The organism is Actinoplanes sp. NPDC000266, assembly GCF_042899005.1.
Classification (GTDB): domain Bacteria; phylum Actinomycetota; class Actinomycetes; order Mycobacteriales; family Micromonosporaceae; genus Actinoplanes.
Map to the genome: position 1 here is coordinate 528940 of NZ_JBIAZI010000008.1, position 20485 is coordinate 549424.

The window sequence follows — 20485 nt, forward strand, 5'->3', positions numbered from 1 at the left end:
GAGATGACCTCCGGGAGCGAAACATGCAGATGCGTCTATGAGCTTGATCTGTCCAAGATCTGTCACCTTCGCGGGTTTAGGTCTGACTGATCCGGAACAGTCGAAATTCGGTGTCGCTCTTGACCACGGTTCCGGTAGGAAACAGCGATGACCGAAGAGGTTCTGCCGGGCGGCAACACCGTCGGCGCGGCGCGCGCCGGCGACGTCATTCACAAGCGGGCCTCGCCGTGGACGGCGACCGTGCACGCGCTGCTCAGACACCTGGAGAGCGCCGGCTTCGACGGGGCGCCGCGGGCCCTGGGCTTCGACGCCGAGGGGCGCGAGATGCTGAGCTATCTGCCGGGCGAGGTGATCGGCGGGCGGGTCCCGTGGCCCGCCTGGGCCTTCGCCGACGAGACGCTGGTCCAGGCCGGCCGCTGGCTGCGCCGCCTGCACGACGCGACCGCCGGCTTCCGGCCACCGGACGACGCGCGCTGGTTCGCCGGCGGCGAGATGCGGCCCGGCATGGTGATCGGGCATCAGGACGCGGCGCCGTACAACGCCGTGATGGACGGCGACCGGCTGGCCGGCTTCTTCGACTGGGACACCGCCGGCCCGTCGGCACGCGAGTTCGACCTGGCCTTCACCGCGCTGTCGTGGGTGCCGCTCTACCCGCGGGCGGCGGCCGCGCATCTGGGCTTCCCCGACGGCGACGACCGCTCCCGCCGCCTGCGGCTGCTGCTCGACGCGTACGGCTACGAGGGCGACCGGCGCGCCTTCGGCACCGTGGTCGTCGAGCGGGCCCGCCGCCAGGCCGCGGTCATGCGCCAGATGGCCGACGCCGGCGACCCGGCCGCGATCGCCCTCCTCCCGGTCGCGGCCAACCTCGAACAGTCCGCCGCCGAGACCGAGTCGTTGCCGGACGACTTCTGGGGCTAGGGGCCGGCGGTCGACCACCTGCGGAGCCGCGCCGCCGTCGGTGCATCACCTGGTCCGGCGGCTCGGCGATGGTGGCTCGGATACCACGTCGTCGCAGCTCGGCACGGTTACCGCGAGAGCTGTGAGCGCTGTCGGCCAGGCTCCGGTCCGGGCGGGTCCTGGCCGCCGCGCCGCGACTCGTCCCAGGTGATGAGCAGTCTCCCCGGGGCCCATAACGTTCCGGCATGTCACGCCACGGCGACCCGGTGCGCACCCGCCACCGAATCGCGTTGATCACCGTCCGGCGATCTCACGGAGGACAACCCATCCGCACCGGCGGAAGCACTGCCTCAAGCTGGGCCCATTGATCATTCGTCAGGTCACCACGCGCCACGCATGCCCAACGAACGATCAACATCCCAAACACTCCCTAGGTGCAGAGGCGGCGTGGACGCAGGGGCGGGGGCGCGTGGGTGGCCCCGGTCTGGCGCGGGGTCGGCGTGGGCGTAGGTGCGGTGCGGGGTCGCCGCCTCTACGTCGCGGGCGCGAGGGCGGCCCGGGCGCAGGGTCGGCGTCGGAGTAGGTGGGGGGCGGCGCGGGCAGGAGCGGCGCTGGCGAAGTGCGAGCGAGGTATGGCGCGGGACGGTTGCGGGCGGAGGTGCGGCGCGAGGGCGACGCCGTCGAGGGCGCGGGACAAGGTGCGGCGGAAAGGCGCGAGGGCGACGCCGTCGGGACGCGGGACAAGGTGCGGCGGAAAGGCGCGGCAGCTGCGCGGGAGAAGGTGCGGGCGGAAGGTGCACAGCGGAGGCGTCGTCGCGGGTGCGGGTGGCTGACTGGTGTGGCGGTTGTGCGGGGTGGTGCTAATCGCCCAAAGCGGCCATACACCCCGCCGACAAGAGTAGGAGGAGGGCCACTATGACGCCGGCTCTCTGCCAGGGGGTCAGGCGGTCCCACAGCCGGGGCCTGGGCTGGCCCGGCCACTCTCGGTCGGAGTGGCGCGGTGTGCGGCGCATCGGGCAAGTCTCCGCGCCTCGATGATCGGCTAAATCGGCATTTCGGACGATGGGGCCTCGTCGAAAGAACCAGTTCGGTGCTGAATCGCGCACTGCTGCCGATTCTTCGGGCGTGCGAGACCACAGAACCTCCCGCCGGGGATTCCTCGGGCTGCTCGGCGTGGGTGCGGCGGCCACCGCCGGGCTTGCCGCGCCGGCCCAGGGCGCCGCGGCGACGGCCAAGGACCTACGGGGCTGGACGGGGGAGCTCGGCGACGGGCTCTTCGCCGCCAAGGGGCAGGCCGCCGTCACCGCCAAGGACATCGCCGTCGAGCATCTCGGTGGCTACTCCCGGCTGCGGGCCAACGTCCAGCGGCGGGGGATCATGGCGCACGTCATCGCGTACAAAAGGGTGACCGGAAGCGGACTGCTCAGGGTGACCCACCGCGGGGGTTATGCCTTTCGCCTGCCCGTGCCGGCGGTCAACGGCACCGCCCAGACCGTCGAGGGCGGCCTCTTCGTCTGGGACGGCCATCTCGATCACGGCACCGCGTTCCAGTGGGAGCTCAACCCCTGGCTGGCCACTTTCGGACAGCTTTCCGTGTGGACGGGGGACGCCTGGGTCAAGGCCGGCGTCAAGAAGCCCGACACCGCCTGGCACACCGTCAACTATCTGGTCCAGCCCGCGCGGAAGACCGTCCAGCTCGTGCTCGACGGCAAGAATTTGCCGGCGCCCTATTCGGCCACACCCAAGACCGGCTGGGGTACGACCGTGGCCGCTCGCCTGCAAGCCGAAGCCATCTCCGTTTATCCGGGCGCCAATGCCACCACCGCTCCCGCGCATGAGGTGCACGTGCGGAACTGGACGTGGACCCGTGCCTAGTGGAGCAGTTCGTGCAGCCGTGCCGAGGCCGAGGCGACCGCTTCCAGGTGGGCGTTGTAGCCGAAGCTCCGCGGCCGTGGAATGTCGATTTTCACGATCTCGCGGATGCGGCCGGGGCGGTCGCTGAGCACGGCCACCCGGTCGGCGAGCAGCACCGCCTCCTGGATCGAATGGGTCACGAACACGATCGTCGTGCCCAGGTCGAGGTGGATGCGCTGGAGCTCGACCGCCAGCTCCTCCCTGGTCAGCGCGTCCAGCGCCGAGAACGGCTCGTCCATCAGCAGCACCTTCGGCTTCTGGATGAGCGCGCGGCACAGGGCCACCCTCTGCTGCATGCCGCCCGACAACTCGTGCGGCAACCGTGAACGGAATTCCGTCAGCCCGGTCATCTCGAGCAGTCGCGCCGCCTCGGCCGAGGCTTTCCACCCGAATATCTCGGCCGGCAACAGGACATTGGCTTCGACCGACCGCCAGGGCAGCAGCGCCGGCTGCTGAAAGACCATGGCCACGTCGCGCCGCGGTGCATCCACCGCCGTGCCGTCGATGGTGATCGTGCCTCGTGACGGCGGGAGCAGGCCGGCGATCATGTTCAGCAGTGTCGACTTGCCGCAGCCGGAGCGCCCGATGAGCGTGACGAATTCGCCGTCCGAGACGGTGAGGGTGACGTCGGCCAGGGCCTCGATTTTGTCGAAGGAGCGGGCGATCCCGTCCACGGTGATCATACGGCCGCGCTCCACGGGATCACGACCCGTTCCACCGCCGCCACCAGGTAGAACAGCACCACCCCGGCCAGTGCCAGCAGCACCAGCGCGGCGAAGGCCATCGGCGTGTCGGCCGACGCGCCCGAGCCGGTGATGACCGAGCCGAGGCCGCGGTCGGGGCTGACCACCTCGCCGATCACCGCCCCGATGATCGCGAGCGGGGTGGCCACCTTGAGGCCCACGAAGATCTGCGGCAGCGCCCACGGCAGCCGCACCTTCACGAACGTCTGCCACCACGACGACCGCAGCACGCGGGCCAGTTTCCGCAGCTCGGCCGGGGTCGAGCTCAGTCCCGACATGGTCGCCACCACGATCGGGAAGAAGCTGACCAGCACCACCATCACGATCTTGGGCGTGTTCCCGAAACCCATCCAGACCAGCAGCAGGGGCGCCAGGGCCACCTTGGGCACGGCGTTGACGGCGGCCAGCACGGGCATGGTCATCTGCTCGACCGTGCGCGACGCCGCCAGCGCCACCGCCACGGCGAGCCCGCCCGCCACAGCGATCCCGAACCCGACGAGCACGCGGCCCGCGGTCACCCAGGTCTCGCCGAGCAGGTATCCCGGCGTGCTCCAGAATGTCTCGACGACGTCGCCCGGCGACGGCACGTAGAACGGGTCGATGCCGAACACGATCGTCGCGCCCCACCACAGCGCGATCGCGATGGCGGCGCCGAGCACACCCTTCACTTGACGAAGCTCGCGTCGACGACCTTGTCGGCGGTCAGGCCGGCCGGCATGAGACCGTTTTTGGTCAGTTCGGCGATGCCGGCTTCGACGCGTTTCGGGTCGAACGAGCCCAGCGCGGCGCCGCCGGCCGCCGTGACGTACGGCTTCATGGCCTCGATCTCGCCGATCGCGGCCGCCGTCGTGGCCGTGGGCTCGGCCTTGTGCAGGATGCCGGCCGCCTCGGCGGGATTGTCGATCGTGTACCGCAGGCCCTTCATGGCCGCGCCGACGAAGCGTTGCACCAGGTCACGGTCGCTGCCGATCAGGTCGGCCTTGACAATCACAGCGTTGCCGAACAGATCGGTCAGATATTCGCTGTACGGCAGCACGGTCACCGGCTTCTTCGACGCCGTCTCGAGCGCCTTCCGGCTGAGCAGGAACGTGCTGAGCGCGTCGACCTTGCGCTGGGCCATGAGGCTGTTCAGCGCGGTCGTCTGCGCGCCCTGGATCTTGACAGACTCAGGATCAAGACCGGCGAGCTTGGCGTACGCCGGAAAGAGCAGCTCACTGACGCTGCCGGTGGCCGTGGCGATCGTGCGGCCGGACAGGTCGGCGGGCTTGGTGATCCCGGTGTCGGCGGTCGTCATGATCGAGACAAGGGTCTGCTGGTGCACCGCCGCCACGGCCCGCCAGTCGGTGAACTTGCCGAGCCCAGCCTGGATCTCGGCGCCCGTGAAGTCGAGCGCGCCGAACTGCGCCTGACCGGATTTGATCATTGTGAGGTTCTGGACGTTGCCGGCGCCCTTCTGGATCTGGACGTCGATACCGGCGTCGGCGAACCAGCCCTTCTCCTTCGCCACCCAGACGAACGCGTCCCGGCCGACCGCCCCGAACGCGGTCACGTAGGTGACCTGGTCCTTCGCCTCGCCGCCGCTGGAGTCGCCGCATCCGGCGGCGGTGACCAATACGGCGGCCAGTGCCACCATCGCGATCCGTCTGATCATCTCGCGCACCCCGCTATAGATCTGGATCTATCGAAGTGCGATCGTAGACGGGATTGTCGACGATATCTATGGGGGCTTTATGTCCGATCCGTCAGATGCCGCCCGGGACCTCGTCGCCGGGGCCTACGACACCCACGTGCACGTCGCCCCGGACGTCATGGAGCGCCGCATCGACGACCTCACCCTGGCCCGGCGCTGCGCGGAGGTGGGCCTGGCGGGCTTCGTCCTCAAATCGCACTATGTGACGACCGCCGAGCGCGCTTCGGTCGTCCGCGCCGCCGTCCCCGGCGTCGACGCCCTCGGCGCGATCACCCTCAACGGCTCGATGGGCGGCATGAACCCGGCCGCCGTCGAGATCGCCGGGCGCCTCGGCGCGCGGATCGTGTGGATGCCCACCGTGGACTCCCGCAACCAGCGCACCAGCACGGCCGGCGACCTGCCCGGGGCCAAGCCGGCGATGTGGGGCGCGCTCCAGGCCGACCTGCACGCGCACGGCATCGTCCCCGACGTCGTCGAGGTGGTGTCGCCGGACGGCGCCGTGCTCGACCCGGTGCGCCAGGTGCTGCGGGTGATCGCCCGGCACGACATGGTCCTGGCCACCGGACACCTCGCGGCCGACGAGATCGTCGCTGTGGTCGCGGCGGCGCGGTCCGAAGGCGTACGGCGCATTGTCGTCACCCACCCGGAGTTCACCTCCCAGCGGTTGCCGGCCGGGGTTCAGCGGGAGCTGGCCGGCATGGGTGCCCTTCTCGAACGGTGTTTCACCACCCCGTACACCGGAAAGGTCTCCTGGGACGATCTTTTCGCGAACATCCGGGCGGCCGGCGTCGAGCACTCGGTGCTGTCGAGCGACCTCGGCCAGCCCTTCAACCCGCCGGTCGAGGACGGCCTGGCCCTGTTCGCCGACCGCCTGCTCGAGGCCGGCTTCACCCCGGCCGAGATCCGGACCATGGCCGTCACGAATTCGCGGCGCCTGGCATTGTGACCACCATGGATCAACACGTCGCGACCCTGCACCGCTATCTCCAGCAGGCCCGCGAGGCGCTGCTGTGGAAGCTCGAGGGCGTTTCCGAGTACGACGCCAGGCGCCCCCTGGTGCCCACCGGGACCAACCTGCTCGGCCTGGTCAAGCACATGGCCGGCGTCGAGGCCGGCTATTTCGGGGAGACCTTCGGCCGCCCGTTCCCCGAGCCGATGCCGTGGATGGACGAGGACGCCGAGTGGAACGCCGACATGTGGGCGACCCCGTCGGAGCCGCGCGACGAGATCATCGCCCTCTACCGCCGCGTGTGGGCGCACGGCGACGAGACCATCGCCGCCCTGCCCGCCGACGGCCCCGGCAAGGTTGCATGGTGGGGCGACGAACCGGTGACCCTCCACCAGATCCTGGTCCATGTGACGGCCGAGACCCACCGTCACGCCGGCCACGCCGACATCGTCCGCGAGCTCGTCGACGGCGCGGCCGGCGTCCGCGCGAGCAACTCCAACCTCCCGCCGGCCGGCCGCGACTGGTGGCCCGGCTACCACGACCGCGTGGAGAAGGCGGCACAGACCTTCCGCGGCTAGGCAGTGTTTGGCAGCGTGAGGGTGTCTGGGCCGATGTCCTCACGAGGTTGCGAACCGACGCCGAGCAGATCATCACCTGGGACGAGTCGCGGCCGTTCTGGCCGGCATCAACCGGCTCGGACAACACCGCGCCGTGGCCACTCACAACGACAAGTTGGCTGTGCGCTACCCCGCCACCGTTGATGTCGCCGCCATCGGCGAGTGGCTCCGATGACCTATCAAACACTCCTTAGGCCCACGCCGACCCCGCGCCCGCGCCGTCCACAGCGCTAGACCTTCTCAGCCGCTTTTGCGGCTTTTATGCCGGGCGAAAATGACCCCGATCGCGGCGACGACCAGAACCACTCCGGTGATCACGATGCCCACGGGGATACGGCCGGCGGGCTCTGACGCCGTGTCCCCCGCCGCCCTTTGAGCCCCCGCCGAAGCCGGGGCGGGATTCGTCGTCCGTGTCGCCGGGGGTGGCGCGGACGTAGCCGCCTCCGGCGCTTTCGCCGGATTTACCAGTGGATAGCGGAGAATCTCCGGTTTGACGCCCTCGGAGATCGTCAGCAGGGCGCTTCCGTCTCGGCTGTAGGCGATCGACTCACCCTGCGGCTCGTCGGGCAGGGCTGTCGTCCGCGGCTCGCCACCAGTGATCGCCGCGACCACGTCCCCGTCGCGCACGTCGAATTCGAAAGCGTCGGCGTACGTCCTCAGCACCGCCCTCGTCCCGTCCGCGCTCACCGCTCCTCCCGTGATCACCAAGCGCCCGGCCAGCGAGAACGGATTGCTCGTCGTGGTCACCGGCAGCCGTACGTTGCCCGCCGGCTTCAGCGCCGTCGTCTTCTTCAGCGGCCCCGCCGGCACGTACACCCCCGCCGCCAGCGGCGTCTTGGTCACGATCACCGGCGTGCCGTCCGGGCTGAGCAGCAACGCCTCCGCGTCGTGCGCCCCGTCCGGATATCGCAGGCGGAGAAGCTCCGGCGTACGACCGCCCGGCCTCAGCCGCCACAAAGCAACCGTCTCCCGACTGGCCGAATTGTCCCCGATGTCAGCCACCCACACCGTGCCGTCCGCACCCAGCGCGAGATCCTCGGTGTCCCGGGGCCGCGACGGATAGGCGACCGTCCGCACCACCTTGCAGCGCCCGTCCAGGAAGAAGATCCGCCGCCCGGCCGGATCATCGGCCCCGTCGTTGACGACCACATAGCCGTTCCCGGTGGCCGCCATCCCCGAGATCTCGTTGAGCCGGCTGTCCCCCACCCGGCACACCCGCTCGGGCGCGGCCGCCGCATATGCCGGCCCGCCCGTCGCCGCCACGAGCACCGCCGCCACCGCTACCGCTCCGGACAGGCGCAGCATTCGGCCGCCCTCGATCGCCGAGCCGTACTCCGTAAGCAGCCTCACCGTGCTCCCCCGCTACCTGTACCTTCTCCCGCGTGGGAATGATATTCGTCGGCCGCCGCCTGCCGAGCGACCAAGTCGAAGCGGTCCTCGACGACCCCGAGGCCGTCGACGCCCTGCTGTACGGTGACGGGCCCGGCCAGATCGACCTCGACAAGTCCTGGCACGGCCTGCACTACCTGCTCACCGGCACCACCTGGGACATCACCGAAGGCGCCGGCTCCGCCCTCCTCGGCGGCGCCGTCGTCGGCGACGACAACGGCTACGGCCCACCCCGCCTCCTGCGCCCCGCCGAGGTCCGCCTGGTCGCCGAGGCCCTCACCGCCGTCACCACCGGCGCCCTGCGCGCCCGCTGGGACCCCTCGGCCCTCTCCCGGGCCGAGATCTACCCGGACGCCTGGGACCCCACCGACTTCGACACCTACCTCGAGCCCAACTTCACCACGCTGCGCGACTTCTACCTCGCCGCCGCCGCCGAGAACCAGGCCGTCCTGATCGCCATCACCTGAACGGTGCCCGGGTATCTTCAACCCGGCCGGTGTGTTGGGAGGGCTCAGGATGAGGACGGCGACGCGGCGGTTCGCGCTGTGGCGAGGGGACATCGACGAGGGTGTCTGCGCGGCGCCCGAGGAGTGCGTCCGTGAGCTTCAGGACCGGGAGACCGTCACCGTGATCATGGAGCACCGCCAGCTCGGTGTCACGGCCGTCCGGGCCGAGTTCGCCTCGACGCTCCGGCAGGACGTCGAGTGGGAGTTCACCGGCATCTCCTGGCCGCCCGATGTGCGGCCGGGGGTGCTCGTCACCGTGACCTGGCATGCCGCCAAGGACGCGGTCGTCGTCCGGACCACGCCTCTCGACGAGCCTGTGCGGGTCGACGGGGTCGACTACTTCCACGAGTACGACCCGAAGGTCGTCACCCGCGAGTTCGATCCGGGCAAGTCGAACCGCGGTCAGGTGCTCAACGCCGTACGGCGTCAGGGCCGGGTCTTCGAGGACGGCAGCGCCGTGCTGCCCGAGGAGCAGGTCAGGCTGGGCCGGGGCGCCAAGGCCGCCTTTCTGCTGCGCAACGCCGTCGACCAGCTGATCCGGGAAGGATTCCTGACGCGGGTCGAGGGCAGCGTCGACTCCTCCGGCTATCCGTCCTACCCGCCGGCCGACGGCCAGAAAACGGCCGACATGCTCTTCTACGCCCCTCTGGTCGAGCCCGTGGAGTTCTACGACGAGGACGGCGAGGACGGTGACGGCGCCGATCGCCGGGACCATTGGGTACGCGGTTTCGTGCGCCGCCTTCCGCCCGGCGCCCACCCGTCGGAGAAGCAGCTGAGCGCCCACGAGCAGGCCGTGGAGAACGCCCAGATCGGCGCCGGCGAGCTGGCGCCGGGCTACACCTTCGTCAAGCGCCACCACCGCCATGGCTGACCACACCGCCACGCTGCCGCGCAAGCGCATGGGCGCGGCCGCGCTGCTCACCGACGCGGGCGGGCGGATGCTGCTGGTCGAGCCGACGTACAAGCCGTACTGGGAGATCCCGGGCGGCGTCGTCGAGGCGGACGAGTCGCCGCACGCGGCTGTGAGCCGCGAGCTTCAGGAGGAACTGGGCCTCTCCTTGAAGCCGGGCCGGCTACTGGTCACCGATTGGGTGCCGCCGCGCGAGGGCCGCACCGAAGGGGTGATGCTCGTCTTCGACGGCGGCACTCTCAGCGACGAGCAGACCGCCCTCATCCGCGTGCCCGCCGACGAGTTGCGGGGCTGGGCGTGGTCGACCGAACGGGAGGCCGAGCAGCGCCTGTCGGGCCTGCTGGCCCGGCGCATCGTGGCCGCGGTCCGGGCCCGCGCGGCCGGCACCGCCGTCTACCTCGAGGACGGCTACGTCGTCTGAAGCCCGGCGGCCAGGCCGGCCAGGTGGGCCGAGAAACCGTGCGGGGCGCGGGCCGACGGGCGGGCGCTGGTGCTGACCGGGCAGCCGTCGTCGGTCACCACGCGGGCGCCGGCCGCGTGGAACCGGCTGATCAGCTCCCGGTCCTCGTCGAAGGGCAGGGGCGGAAAACCACCGGCCGAGACGTACGCCGTCGCGGAGAACCCGAGATTGGCCCCATGCACATGGGGTTGCGCCGCACGCCGGTATCCGGCCTCGTAGACGGCCCGCAGCGCGGCCGGCCAGCGGAGCCAGTCGTCGACCCGCACCGTGCCCATGACCAGGTCGGCCCCGGCGCGGGCGTGGGCCAGCTGCCACTCCAGCCAGCCCGGCGGCACCCGGCTGTCGGCGTCCGTCGTGGCCAGCCACAGACCGTCGGTTCCGGCTCTCATGGCGTACGCCGCCCCGGCCGCCCGCGCCCGCCCCACGTTCCGCACGCTGGTGGTGACCACATGGGCGCCGGCCGCCCCGGCCCGGGCCGCCGTGTCGTCGCCGCATGCGTCGGCCACCACGATGATCTCGACCGGGACCGGCGAGGGGCACGCGCGCAGGGCGTGCAGGCATCCCGGCAGCAATGCCTCCTCGTCGTGCGCCGGAACGATCACCGCGACGCGGTTCACGCGAGTCCCTCGCGCTGGGCGACCGACCGGGGCTCCGCGGCGCGGGTGAAGACCTCCAGCAGGAAGTCGGCCTCCTCCAGCCGCGACAGCCGGGTCAGGCCGGGCCGGGCGGCGATGGCCCGGTGCACGTCGTCGCCGGAACGGGCGTGTTCCTCGACCGGCCAGCGCCAGTGCACGGCGACGAGGTCGCCGCCGGGCTCCAGCGAGTCCACGGCCCGGGTGAGCAGCGTGTCCAGGTCGGCGTCGTCGAAGTAGTAGCCGAGCTCGGAGAGCACGACGAGGTCGAACGGCCCGGCCGGCCAGTCGTCCGGGACGCTCGCGCGCTCCACGGTCACCCCGGGCACCCCGGCCAGGCGTTCGGCGGCCGTCCGGACGGCGTCGCCGACCGCGTCGACGGCCAGCAGCCGGTCGCATCGCGGGGCCAGCAGCGCGGTGAGCCGCCCGGTCGAGCAGCCGGGCTCGAAGGCCGACCGGTAGCGCCGGGCCGGTGGCACCGCCGCCGTGAGCGCGTGCTTGCGGGCGTCGTACCAACGTGACTCGAAGCTCCACGGGTCGGCGTTGCCGGCGTACATCTGCTCGAAGTAGTTGATCGGGGTCGTCATGCCAGCACCACCTCGAACGGGCGCGCGAACCGCGCGAGAACATGCGGGGGCAGGATGGCCGCGTCGGCCGGTTCCGGGCCGAGCGGGTGGATCTGGCTGGGGAAGGCCTCGACGGCGGCCCGTTTGGCCGCCAGGACATCGGATTTCAGGGGTACCCGGCGAGCCCGCTCCCACGGCACACGGGGATCACCCGGCGTGGCCCAGTGCCAGGCCCAGATCGGATATTCGAGCAGCCGGGCGCCGGTCCGCGCGCACGCCTCGGCGGCGGCCCGGCCGACGGCCTCGTGGTCGGGATGGCCGTCGCCCCGCCAGGTCGCCAGGCACCATTGGCCCTCGCCGAGCAGCGGGGTGAGCGCGTCGGTGAGCGCCGCCTCGCCGATGCCGCCGTCGGGCTGCCCGAGCCGGACCACAGTGGACCCGCCGAGCCCGAGGCGGGCCATCGCCTCCGCGGTCTCCTCCCGCCGGATCCCGGCCAGCCGCTGCGGCGTGTGCACGGTCGAGCCCGGATGGGACGCCTCCCCGTCGGTGACGGCCACCAGGCACACGTCGCCCAGCGTGGCCATGAGCCCGGCCACGCCGAGGATCTCGTCGTCCGGATGCGGCGCCACCACCACCGGCGCCAGCGGCCCGGCTTCCAGCGCCAGCACCGGCCAGTCCGCCATCGCCGGCCACGCCTGCCAGGTCGCCTCGGCCGTGCCCGCGCCGTCGATCGCGGTCACCATGGCTCGCCGGCCCCGCGCGGCTGGGCGAGGACCGCGGCGCCGAGCTGCTCCAGGTCCTTCTCGGCGTGGCTCTGGCGCAGATAGACGGTCAGGTCGGCGACGCGGCGGGCGTGCTGTTCGTCGCGGCACAGCGGGCCCGCGCCGAGCGCGCGGCCCACGTGCTCGAGGACCTGGGTGGCGGCCGCCTCGACGGTCGCGCGCACCCTCAGGGCCAGGCGCCGCACCTCGCGGGTGGGGTCGGCGTCGATCTCGGCGGCGGCCTCGGCCAGGACCGCCCGGGCCGCGCCCAGCGCCACGTCCACGGCGCCGAGGTGCGCGAGGCCGTGCGGGCCGGGGTCGGCGGCGGCGAGGAGCCGGTCGGCCACGCCCAGGGCTCCGCCGTACCAGCAGGCGGCCACGCCGATGCCGCCGTGCCAGAAGCCCGGCCGGTCCACATATTGGCCGGCCTCTCCCACCGGGCGGGCGGGGGCGGCGTCGAAGCGGATCGTACGGCTGTCGCTGCCGGCCATGCCGATCGCGGGCCAGGTGCCGTCGACCGGCCGCGCGTGCGGGGGCTCGTTGCGCACGGCGAACAGCCGGATCCCGTCGGCGGCGGCCGCCGTCACCAGCGCGTCGGTGCACCAGGCGGCGCCGGAACACCAGGGGCGCTCGCCGGTCAGGCGCCAGCCCTCGGTGGTGTGCTCAGCCCGTACGGACGAAGGCGCCGCCGCCCAGACGCCCCACCTCTCCCCCGGCGGGGTCGCGGGTTTGTCGAGGTCGCCGAGCTCGACGCGGATGGCGACGGCGTCGGCGTGGCCCTCGCCGAGGCGGGCATGGACCAGATCCTCGCGGCCGAGCGCGGCCAGGAGACGAAAACGTTCGGCGGTGGCACCGTGCCCGGGTAGCGGCAGGTCAGGGGCGTTGATCACGAGCGCGCATTACCCGCGCCGGGCCAACTCAACCTATCGGCGTGCGAGACTTCCGCCGTGCTCACCCTTCCCGGCGGCGTCTCGCTCTCCTATCTGACCCGCGGCGACATCGGCGGCCCGGTCACCGTTCTGCTGCACGGGCTGACCGGAAGCGCCCGCGAGATGCTGCCGACGGCCGAGGCCCTCGCCTCCGCGGGGCATCGGGCGGTGGCGCTCGACCAGCGCGGGCACGGCCGTTCCACCCGCCGGCCCGGCGACCTGTCCCGCGAGGCCTACGTCGCCGATGTGGTGGCGCTGATCCGCGAGGTGGCCGGCGGCGGCCCGGTCACGCTGGCGGGCCAGTCGATGGGCGGGCACACGGCCATGCTGACCGCGGCCTGGCACCCCGGGCTGGTGAGCCGGCTGGTCATGCTGGAGGCGGGCGTCGGCGGCGGCGACCGCGTGAAGCTGAGCGACTGGCCGGCGTCGTTCCCGTCACGCGAAGCGGCGGCGGCGTTCCTCGGCGACTCCCCCATCGCCGGCGCCTGGCTCGAGGACCTCGAGGAACGCGACGGCGGATGGCGGCCCCGCTTCGACATGGACATCATGCGAGGCGCCATCGACCCGGTGACGGACGTGGCCCGGTGGGCCGAATGGGAGCGGGTCACCGCGCCCACCCTGCTCGTGACCGGCGACAAGGGCATCATTTCGCAGGCGGAGATCGAAAAGATGCTTGCTGTACGGCCGGAGGCCGCTCACGCCGTCATCGCCGGCGCTGGGCACGACGTCCATCTGGAGCAGCCCGGCGCGTGGATCGAGACCCTGCTCAGAGCGCTCTGATGTTCGCGGCCTCGTCCGGGTCGGGCGCCGGCTCGGCCAGGAACGCCCGCAGCACCTCGACGGCCACGTCCGGAGCGAGGCGTTTCAGGCTCATGGCCAGCACGTTGGCGTCGTTCCAGAGGCGGGCGCCGCGGGCGATCCACGGATCCCAGGCCAGGGCGGCCCGCACGCCGGGCACCTTGTTGGCGGCGATGGCTGTGCCCGTGCCGGTCCAGCACATCACCACGCCGTAGTCGGCCCGGCCCTCGACGACGTCGAGACCGACCGCGCGGCCCAGCTCGGGCCAGGACCCGAACGAGGGCCGGACCACCTCGTGGCCGTCGTCGGCCAGGGCCTGGACCACGGCCCGGGTCGTGTCGTTGTCGTCGTCGCTGCCGAAGGCCACCCGCATGCCGGCCAGCCTATTTCAGCCACGGGTCGACGAGAATCTTCGCGTGCCGCCCGGCCCGGCCCAGCTCGTCGAAGGCGCCGGCCACCCCGTCGAGGCCGACCACGCCGGTGAGCAGGGGGCGCGGGTCGAGCTTGCGGCGGGCGATGAGATGAAGGGTGGCCCGGAACTCGGCCGGGTCGTAGCAGAACGAGAACCGCAGGTCGATCTCCTTGTTGCTGGCCATGGTGGGCCGGAACGTGTCCGGCTCCATGCAGACGCCGACCACGACCACGCGCGACTGGAACGGCGCCCGGGTCACGATGTCGTCGATGACGCCGGGCACGCCCACGCATTCGAAGACGACCGCGCCGCGCGGTCCGGCCCCGAGGCGCCGGCCGGCGGCCACGGCCGACCACCACGGAAGACCGGGCACGGAACGCAAGGCGTGCAGCGCGTCCAGCCCGGTGCCGTACAGCTCCGGGGCGGAGGTGACCGGGCCGTCGCCGAGCATGCCCCACGGTGACTCCACGGCCGGGTCGACCACGACGTCGGCGCCGCACGCCCACGCGAGTTCCCGCCGGCCGGCCGAGTAGTCGCTCGCCACGACGTGGCGTACCCCCGAAGCCTTGAGAATCAGGATGACCGCCAGGCCGATGGGACCGCAGCCGACGACCACCGCCGGATCGCGGCGGGGCACCTCACCGCGCCGGACGGCGTGGTAGGCCACGGCCAGCGGCTCGGTCAGCGCGGCCAGATCCGGTGGCAGGCCGTCCGGCACCGGCATGGCGGCGTCCTCGGCGACCAGCATGTACTCGGCGTACGCGCCCGGGGCCCGGGCCGACAGGCCGATCATGTGGATGTCGTCGCCGTGCCGGATCAGCGGCAGGGCCACCATCGCCCGGCCCGGCCGCCAGCGCCGCCGGCAGCCCGGGCCGTAGGCGTCGACGGCGCCGGTGAACTCGTGACCCATGACGACCCGCTGCCCGGCCCGCATGAAGTCCGGATATCCGACCTCCGCCGCGACATCGGCGCTGACGTCCGGGTCGGCCCGCACGTGCAGGTCGGAGCCGCAGATGCCGGCCCGGGTGACCCGCAGCCGGACCTGGCCCGGCCCGGGCGCCGGTTGCGGGACGTCGTCGACGCCGAGCTCACCTTTGTGCAGGACCACAGCTCTCATGCGGTCCATCGTCGAGCATCACTTCACCACGGCACCAGCCCCGCGTCCTCGAAGAACGCTCCGGTCGGCCCGCCGTCGGGCAGGGTGGCCAGCCGCAGCGCGGTCGCCGCGCCCTGCTCGGGCGTCCGGTGACCGCGGAACCCGTTGAGGTCGGTCGCCACGAACCCCGGGCAGGCCATGTTGACCAGGACGGGCGTGTCGCGCAGCGCCTTGGCGTACTGGAGGGTGACGGCGTTGAGGAACGTCTTCGAGGGCGCGTACGCCATGGACAGCGGCCCGGTCTCACCGCCGGGCCCGGCCTGGCGGGTCAGCGAGCCCACGGCGCTCGACATCATGACGACGCGCGGCGACGCCGAGCGGCGCAGCAGCGGCAGCATGGCGTCGGTGACCCGGATGACGCCGATGACGTTGGTCTCCACGACCTTCCGCACGATGGCGACGTCGGTCTCGGTCGGCGCCTGCTCCCAGCCGCCGGTGATGGCGGCGTTGTTGACGAGCACGTCGAGACGTCCGGCCCGGTCCTCGATCAGAGCCCCGGCGGCGGTCACGCTGGCGTCGTCGGTGACATCGAGGGGCACGCCGAAGACGTCCGCCCCAGCCGCACGAAGCTTCTCGACCGCGGCGTCACGCCGCTGCTGGTCGCGGGCACCCACGCCGACGGCGAATCCGCGCGCGGCCAGGCCGGCCGCGATCTCGTACCCGATACCCTTGTTGGCCCCCGTGACCAGGGCAACCTTGCTCTCACTCATGTCATCGATCCTGTCGCCGAGGGCGCGGGCGACCAACACCGTTCCGGTACCCACCGATACCGTGCGGGTATCGTTCCCGGCATGGAGACCCGCGAGCTGCGCTACTTCGTGGCGGTCGCCGAGGAACTGCACTTCGGCCGGGCCGCCGACCGCCTGGGCATGGCCCAGCCGCCCCTGTCCCGGGCCATCGGCCACTTGGAGCGCCGCCTGGGCGTCGCCCTGTTCACGCGGACGTCCCGGGCGGTCGCCCTGACCGCGGCCGGGGCGGTGCTCCTGCGCGAGGGCCGGGCCGCGCTGAACGCCGTGGAGGCGGCCGAGCGCCGCACGCAGCGAGCCGTCGACGGCACCGAGAAGCTGGTGCTGGTGACAAAGGCCGGCGCTTCCAGCGACCTGCTCCCGAAACTGCTGGACGCGTACGCGGCCGAGCCCGGCTCGGTCCCGGTCGACGTCATCCTGTGCGGCGTGGCCGAACAGGAGTCACACCTGCGGGACGGCCGAGCCGACGTGGCCCTGCTGCATCTGCCGTTCGACTCGACCGCCGGCTTCGACACCGAGGAGCTGATCACCGAGGGCCAGGTCCTGATCCTGCCGGCGGGCCACCCGATGAGCACCCGAACGTCGGTGTCGATGGCCGAGCTGGCCGACATTCCCCTGCCCCGCTGGCCGGGCCACAACGGCGCCTACGCGGAGGGCGCGGGCCCCGAGGTCCGAGACCACGCCCAGCTGCTCCAGCTCATCTCCCTGGGCCGGGCCGTGGCCGTGCTGCCCGAGTCGTGCCGCTCCCTGCTCCCGTACGACCTGGCCGTGGTCCCCGTCCCCGACGCCCCGCAGGTGACGACGGTGATCGCCTGGCCACCACACAGCCGCTCCCGCCCACTGGCCACCTTGGTCAGGACCGCGACCCGCCTCTGAGGGCAAGGACGCTTTCGATGAGCTCGCGCGTCTGCCTTTGATCGAGGCACTTCGCGGTCACCTCCCGCAGATCGTCCTGGAACTGGGCGACGTCGGCCTTCCGCTTCAGCAGGGTGTGGGTGCCGCGGTAGTGCTCGAGGTAGACGACGTCCAGATCGGGCGCGTCGTGGAACTCGAGAATCACCGCCGAGATGCTCAACAGCGGGTGCTCGCCGGCGTCGTACGGCAGGACGCGGAGGTCCACGTTCTCCCGCTGCGACAGCGCGACGAGGTGCCGCAACTGATCAGCCATCACGCCGGCGCCGCCGATCCGGCGGTGGATCACCGACTCGTCGATCACCGCCTGCACGACGAGCGGCGGGTCGTCGGTGAGCCGGCGCTGGCGCGCCAGTCGCAAAGAGACGAAGCGGTCGACGCTACCGCGTCGGCCGAGACGAGGGACGGAGAACAGGGCCCGCACGTACGCCTCGGTCTGGAGCAACCCCGGCACCAGCACCGGCTCCCAGTCACGGATGAGAGAGGCGTCCGCCTCGAGCCGGATGAACGCGTCGGCCGGCAGAATGTCGCGGTACTCCGACCACCAGCCCCGCTGCCCACCCGACCGGGCGAGCTGCATGAGGGAGTCGCGATATTCCGGATCGTCCACCCCGTACAGAAGCAGAAGATCCTTGACATCACGAGCGGTCACCGCGACCCGGGCCGCCTCGATGCGGGTCACCTTGGCGGCATGCCACTCGAACTCGCGGGACACCTGCTCCTGCGTCAGCCCGGCGGCTTCACGGCAGCGCTTCAGCTCCGCCCCCAGCCGCCGGCGGCGAATCGTCGGCCCTTCTTCGACAGACACCGAAGCTCCTCGATACGACAGGACGCCCTCGAGCCCATCCTGCCAGCGCCACCTCCATCCGGGAACGGGCACGGGCCGTGACTCCACAACAACGCGCGGCCATCGCCTAGTACTTGGTCAGGAATGCCCTCAGGAAGCTTGGGGTGTTACCGGCAAAGCCTTTCCGATCGCGGTGAGGAAGCGCTGGATCGCGTCGACGTCCGGTGCGTGGTCGGGGTTCAACTCGGTCAGGACCAGGCCGGCGAAGGACGGGCTGGACGCGAACACGGAAAGGCTTTCGATCAGTTCCTCGAGCGTCAGGCCCGCGGGATCGCCGCCGGAATCGGGGACGTCAGCCAGCGGAACGTCGTTGAACGACAGGACGTCGACATCGAGATGCACGAGGAAGGATGCCTGACGCTTCTCGACCTGGTGACGTGCCCGCTGTGCAGCGGCCAGCGGGTCGGCGTGTATCTCGTCGGCGGACACGTGGTCGATACCGAACTCGTTGAGCAGCTGAAACTCGGTGTCTTCCGGCGGCAGCGTGTGCCCGTAGGAGACAACGTCTTGTGGGCCCACCAGCGGCACTACGGGTCCTACGCCGGCCACCAGCGGAACGTGACCGGGTGTCGCCAGCAGGTGGGCCAGGACCATCGCGTCGATATTGCCGTTCGGCCTGGTCTCCGGGGTGTACAGATCGGGCCCACCATCGAAGTACAGCAGCGCCGGACGGACCCCGTGGTTGAGGAACCCGGCGACCACCCCGATGGTGATGGAGCAGTCGCCGCCAACTACGAACGGGATCTGGCCGGCGGCCAGGACACCGGCGACTCCGATGGCTGTTTCGGTGGCGATGCGCGCCACTGCGGCAGCGTTCTTGGCGTTGGGCCGCTCGGTGTCCGGGCGCCAGCGAAACGCACTGACGTCGCCGTGGTCCTGAGCCCCGCCGGGCAGTAGATCTACAAGTCCGGCATCCCGAACCGCCGCTGGCCCCTTCTCCAGCCCGGGCGTGTGCGCACCGGCGCTTGACGGCACGCCGAGAACTCCCCATCGAGCAGTCATAGCCGCCATGGTCGCACGCAGCACTGACACAAAAGGTCCCGCGCCACCGTCGATGCCCGCCACAGAGCAGATGCGCGTCGTCATCTGCCGCGATCCGTCCGGTATGGCTGTCACCGCATAAGCACGCATTGCAGCGTCGGGTCGCCCTGTCTGTGGAAGCGACCGCCGGTTCGCCGCCATAGCGTTGCATGGGCTTCTCGATGTTCGGTCGCCGGTTCCTAACCGCTAAGGGTTGATCCCCTGTACCCGGCAGCCGTCCTCCAGATAGCGCACCCGCTTTGTCTTCCAGGCGGCGCGTACCCGGCGCCGGACGGGTCCGCTGAGCAAAGGCAGCGCCGCGTCGATCGGCAGGATCCGGCTTTCGGCGATCTCGACCGGCTCGATGATCACGGTAGCCAAGAAGTCGTCGTCGAAGACGCCGCAGTCGAAGAGGAAGCGCATGCCACCCGGACGATCAGGCCGTGGCCGGAGGAAGTCAACGCATGCCAGCCGCCCGGTGGTGACGTCGAGGCCGCATTCCTCCCTGGTTTCGCGTCGGCATGCCTCCCAGGGTGACTCGCCGATCTCGACAACTCCACCCGGGATCGTCCAGCCGCCCTTGTACGTCGGCTTCAGGATGAGCAATCGCCCCTTGCGGCCACGTACCAGCGCGCCGGCCGAGGCCGGGATGCCCGGGAGTGTGAACGACAGCTCGGGTAGCTCACCGGCGTCGACGTCGCTCATGGAGGCCATGCTAGATCTGGCGCGACCGATCGTACGGACCGAGCCGCCTTCTTCGCTCAGCCAGTCGTCGCTTGAGGTCCTCGTAGAGCTGGCCAGCAGGGGAAAGCGAGCCAAGCGCCGGGCTCGTAGAGGCCTCCGTAGCGGTCTCGCGATACCAGCAGCAGCCGCACTCAGTTGCCGCCGGACTGGCGCGAACTGAAACCGCGCCCTCAGCCCGAACGGCGCTAGCTGACCGTCGGTGCAATCGGATAGCCGGTCGCGGTCACCTCTGCGCGAACCGCGGCGAGGCTCGACTTCGGGTTCAGCGCCCGGACCACGTCGTCGGTGAGTGGCCGCAGCGCCGCGATGTGCGCCACCGCGTCCCGGTCGATCTCGGTCTCGTAATAGTCACTGGCGAAGTCAACGTACTCGTCGACGATGTCGTCGCACAGGATGCTGAGCCGGTCAGTGCCGTCCGGGCTGATGTCGTAGGGGCCGAGGGACGGCGGGAACGTGATGCCGGCGCCGGCGTGCCAGTGGTCGTCGGTGGTCCGCCGCCACAGCACCGCTGTCGCGATCAGGTCGTCGCCGTCGCAGAACGCCGGCTCGGTGACGTGCCCGGCGAACTCCGGCGGCAACCCGTCGAGCAGTCCCGGCCAGAGTGTCATATCGTCACTGGCGGCATAGGGCGACATCGCGGACTCGTGGTCGAACAGCCGGATGAACACGCCCGCCTCGCCGAAGACGATGGTGTATTCGTCGCCGCCGCCGTTGCTCATCAGCGCCGCCTCGTCGTCACCCCAAGCGGCGTAGCTGTAGTACTCGTACCCGGTGCCCTGGATCAACTCCAGAACGGCCAGGGCCTTGCACCGGCCGCGCAGCACCGGAATCGAGGGCAGCCGGCCGACGATGTCGTAGACGTTCACTGGATGACCTTACGAACCCCG

General features: G+C 71.4%; 25 protein-coding genes. 9 read left to right on the forward strand and 16 right to left on the reverse strand.

The genetic code is table 11. From position 1 onward, the window contains the following. The first annotated feature begins 147 nt into the window (after nt 1-147). On the forward strand, nt 148-918 hold the full coding sequence (locus ACFY36_RS32775; RefSeq protein ID WP_499749785.1) for a phosphotransferase: 771 nt from the start codon (nt 148-150) through the stop codon (nt 916-918). Here the strand turns inward: ACFY36_RS32775 and ACFY36_RS32780 are convergent. Continuing rightward, nucleotides 800-1195: a transposase gene (locus ACFY36_RS32780; protein WP_499749786.1), complete on the reverse strand. Its 396-nt coding sequence runs from the start codon at nt 1193-1195 to the stop codon at nt 800-802. The genes ACFY36_RS32775 and ACFY36_RS32780 overlap by 119 nt on opposite strands. An 827-nt stretch (nt 1196-2022) precedes the next feature. On the opposite strand from ACFY36_RS32780, the gene ACFY36_RS32785 reads away from it, so the two are divergent. After that, on the forward strand, nt 2023-2772 hold the full coding sequence (locus ACFY36_RS32785; RefSeq protein ID WP_499749787.1) for a hypothetical protein: 750 nt from the start codon (nt 2023-2025) through the stop codon (nt 2770-2772). On the opposite strand, the gene ACFY36_RS32790 is transcribed toward ACFY36_RS32785, so the two are convergent. Genes ACFY36_RS32790 through ACFY36_RS32800 form a run of 3 tightly spaced genes read right to left on the reverse strand, consistent with a single transcriptional unit; the run spans nt 2769 to nt 5205 of the window. Further along, a complete protein-coding gene (locus ACFY36_RS32790) occupies nt 2769-3494 on the reverse strand; it encodes an ABC transporter ATP-binding protein (RefSeq protein WP_499749788.1) in 726 nt (241 codons plus the stop codon). The two genes, ACFY36_RS32785 and ACFY36_RS32790, sit on opposite strands and share 4 nt — an antisense overlap. Continuing rightward, a complete protein-coding gene (locus ACFY36_RS32795) occupies nt 3491-4222 on the reverse strand; it encodes an ABC transporter permease (protein ID WP_499749789.1) in 732 nt (243 codons plus the stop codon). The genes ACFY36_RS32790 and ACFY36_RS32795 overlap by 4 nt, the downstream gene beginning before the upstream one ends. Further along, nucleotides 4219-5205 carry an ABC transporter substrate-binding protein gene (locus tag ACFY36_RS32800; RefSeq protein WP_499749790.1) on the reverse strand — a complete coding sequence of 329 codons (987 nt, stop codon included), beginning with the start codon at nt 5203-5205 and terminating at the stop codon, nt 4219-4221. The genes ACFY36_RS32795 and ACFY36_RS32800 overlap by 4 nt, the downstream gene beginning before the upstream one ends. Before the next feature lie 79 nt (nt 5206-5284). Between ACFY36_RS32800 and ACFY36_RS32805 the strand changes: the two genes are divergently transcribed. Both ACFY36_RS32805 and ACFY36_RS32810 read left to right on the forward strand, forming a co-directional pair. After that, entirely contained in the window at nt 5285-6190 is a 906-nt protein-coding gene (locus ACFY36_RS32805; protein ID WP_499749791.1) for a DUF6282 family protein, read from the forward strand. Nucleotides 6191-6195: 5 nt separating this feature from the next. Then, entirely contained in the window at nt 6196-6771 is a 576-nt protein-coding gene (locus ACFY36_RS32810; protein ID WP_499749792.1) for a DinB family protein, read from the forward strand. Between the two features lie 279 nt (nt 6772-7050). Here ACFY36_RS32810 and ACFY36_RS32815 read toward each other — a convergent pair whose 3' ends face one another. Beyond that, on the reverse strand, nt 7051-8160 hold the full coding sequence (locus ACFY36_RS32815; RefSeq protein WP_499749793.1) for an SMP-30/gluconolactonase/LRE family protein: 1110 nt from the start codon (nt 8158-8160) through the stop codon (nt 7051-7053). 38 nt (nt 8161-8198) lie between these two features. On the opposite strand from ACFY36_RS32815, the gene ACFY36_RS32820 reads away from it, so the two are divergent. From ACFY36_RS32820 to ACFY36_RS32830, 3 genes are read left to right on the forward strand one after another with little or no spacing between them, the layout of a single operon-like run. Next, the gene (locus tag ACFY36_RS32820; protein ID WP_499749865.1) at nt 8199-8666 is read left to right on the forward strand and encodes a YfbM family protein; all 468 of its coding nucleotides are present in this window, start codon (nt 8199-8201) and stop codon (nt 8664-8666) included. A gap of 49 nt (nt 8667-8715) precedes the next feature. Then, nucleotides 8716-9576: a hypothetical protein gene (locus ACFY36_RS32825; RefSeq protein ID WP_499749794.1), complete on the forward strand. Its 861-nt coding sequence runs from the start codon at nt 8716-8718 to the stop codon at nt 9574-9576. Beyond that, nucleotides 9569-10036: an NUDIX domain-containing protein gene (locus tag ACFY36_RS32830; protein WP_499749795.1), complete on the forward strand. Its 468-nt coding sequence runs from the start codon at nt 9569-9571 to the stop codon at nt 10034-10036. Before ACFY36_RS32825 ends, ACFY36_RS32830 begins: the two co-directional genes overlap by 8 nt. Here the strand turns inward: ACFY36_RS32830 and ACFY36_RS32835 are convergent. The 4 genes from ACFY36_RS32835 to ACFY36_RS32850 are packed head-to-tail and all read right to left on the reverse strand — an operon-like array spanning nt 10024 to nt 12924. After that, nucleotides 10024-10692 carry a glycosyltransferase family 2 protein gene (locus ACFY36_RS32835; protein ID WP_499749796.1) on the reverse strand — a complete coding sequence of 223 codons (669 nt, stop codon included), beginning with the start codon at nt 10690-10692 and terminating at the stop codon, nt 10024-10026. The genes ACFY36_RS32830 and ACFY36_RS32835 overlap by 13 nt on opposite strands. Then, nucleotides 10689-11294 (reverse strand): class I SAM-dependent methyltransferase, encoded by a 606-nt coding sequence (locus tag ACFY36_RS32840; RefSeq protein WP_499749797.1) that lies wholly within the window; start codon nt 11292-11294, stop codon nt 10689-10691. Before ACFY36_RS32840 ends, ACFY36_RS32835 begins: the two co-directional genes overlap by 4 nt. After that, nucleotides 11291-12016 (reverse strand): PIG-L deacetylase family protein, encoded by a 726-nt coding sequence (locus tag ACFY36_RS32845; RefSeq protein WP_499749798.1) that lies wholly within the window; start codon nt 12014-12016, stop codon nt 11291-11293. The genes ACFY36_RS32840 and ACFY36_RS32845 overlap by 4 nt, the downstream gene beginning before the upstream one ends. Beyond that, nucleotides 12010-12924 (reverse strand): acyl-CoA dehydrogenase, encoded by a 915-nt coding sequence (locus ACFY36_RS32850; protein WP_499749799.1) that lies wholly within the window; start codon nt 12922-12924, stop codon nt 12010-12012. The genes ACFY36_RS32845 and ACFY36_RS32850 overlap by 7 nt, the downstream gene beginning before the upstream one ends. A gap of 57 nt (nt 12925-12981) precedes the next feature. Between ACFY36_RS32850 and ACFY36_RS32855 the strand changes: the two genes are divergently transcribed. Continuing rightward, on the forward strand, nt 12982-13743 hold the full coding sequence (locus tag ACFY36_RS32855; RefSeq protein ID WP_499749800.1) for an alpha/beta fold hydrolase: 762 nt from the start codon (nt 12982-12984) through the stop codon (nt 13741-13743). Here the strand turns inward: ACFY36_RS32855 and ACFY36_RS32860 are convergent. The 3 genes from ACFY36_RS32860 to ACFY36_RS32870 are packed head-to-tail and all read right to left on the reverse strand — an operon-like array spanning nt 13730 to nt 16039. Next, nucleotides 13730-14134, reverse strand: coding sequence for an RpiB/LacA/LacB family sugar-phosphate isomerase (locus ACFY36_RS32860; RefSeq protein ID WP_499749801.1), 405 nt, complete (start codon nt 14132-14134; stop codon nt 13730-13732). The genes ACFY36_RS32855 and ACFY36_RS32860 overlap by 14 nt on opposite strands. A gap of 10 nt (nt 14135-14144) precedes the next feature. Continuing rightward, nucleotides 14145-15290, reverse strand: a complete 1146-nt coding sequence (locus ACFY36_RS32865; protein ID WP_499749802.1) for a zinc-binding dehydrogenase — start codon at nt 15288-15290, stop codon at nt 14145-14147. 23 nt (nt 15291-15313) lie between these two features. Beyond that, nucleotides 15314-16039, reverse strand: coding sequence for an SDR family oxidoreductase (locus ACFY36_RS32870; protein WP_499749803.1), 726 nt, complete (start codon nt 16037-16039; stop codon nt 15314-15316). A gap of 81 nt (nt 16040-16120) precedes the next feature. Between ACFY36_RS32870 and ACFY36_RS32875 the strand changes: the two genes are divergently transcribed. Continuing rightward, nucleotides 16121-16951: a LysR family transcriptional regulator gene (locus ACFY36_RS32875; protein ID WP_499749804.1), complete on the forward strand. Its 831-nt coding sequence runs from the start codon at nt 16121-16123 to the stop codon at nt 16949-16951. On the opposite strand, the gene ACFY36_RS32880 is transcribed toward ACFY36_RS32875, so the two are convergent. The 4 genes from ACFY36_RS32880 to ACFY36_RS32895 all read right to left on the reverse strand — a co-directional run bounded on the left by ACFY36_RS32880 (nt 16929) and on the right by ACFY36_RS32895 (nt 20464). Continuing rightward, nucleotides 16929-17795 (reverse strand): helix-turn-helix domain-containing protein, encoded by an 867-nt coding sequence (locus ACFY36_RS32880; protein ID WP_499749805.1) that lies wholly within the window; start codon nt 17793-17795, stop codon nt 16929-16931. The genes ACFY36_RS32875 and ACFY36_RS32880 overlap by 23 nt on opposite strands. Nucleotides 17796-17924: 129 nt before the next feature. Next, nucleotides 17925-18920 (reverse strand): arginase family protein, encoded by a 996-nt coding sequence (locus ACFY36_RS32885; RefSeq protein ID WP_499749806.1) that lies wholly within the window; start codon nt 18918-18920, stop codon nt 17925-17927. Nucleotides 18921-19061: 141 nt separating this feature from the next. Next, nucleotides 19062-19559, reverse strand: coding sequence for an NUDIX domain-containing protein (locus ACFY36_RS32890; protein WP_499749807.1), 498 nt, complete (start codon nt 19557-19559; stop codon nt 19062-19064). 224 nt (nt 19560-19783) lie between these two features. Then, nucleotides 19784-20464 (reverse strand): hypothetical protein, encoded by a 681-nt coding sequence (locus ACFY36_RS32895; RefSeq protein ID WP_499749808.1) that lies wholly within the window; start codon nt 20462-20464, stop codon nt 19784-19786. Nucleotides 20465-20485 lie beyond the last annotated feature (21 nt).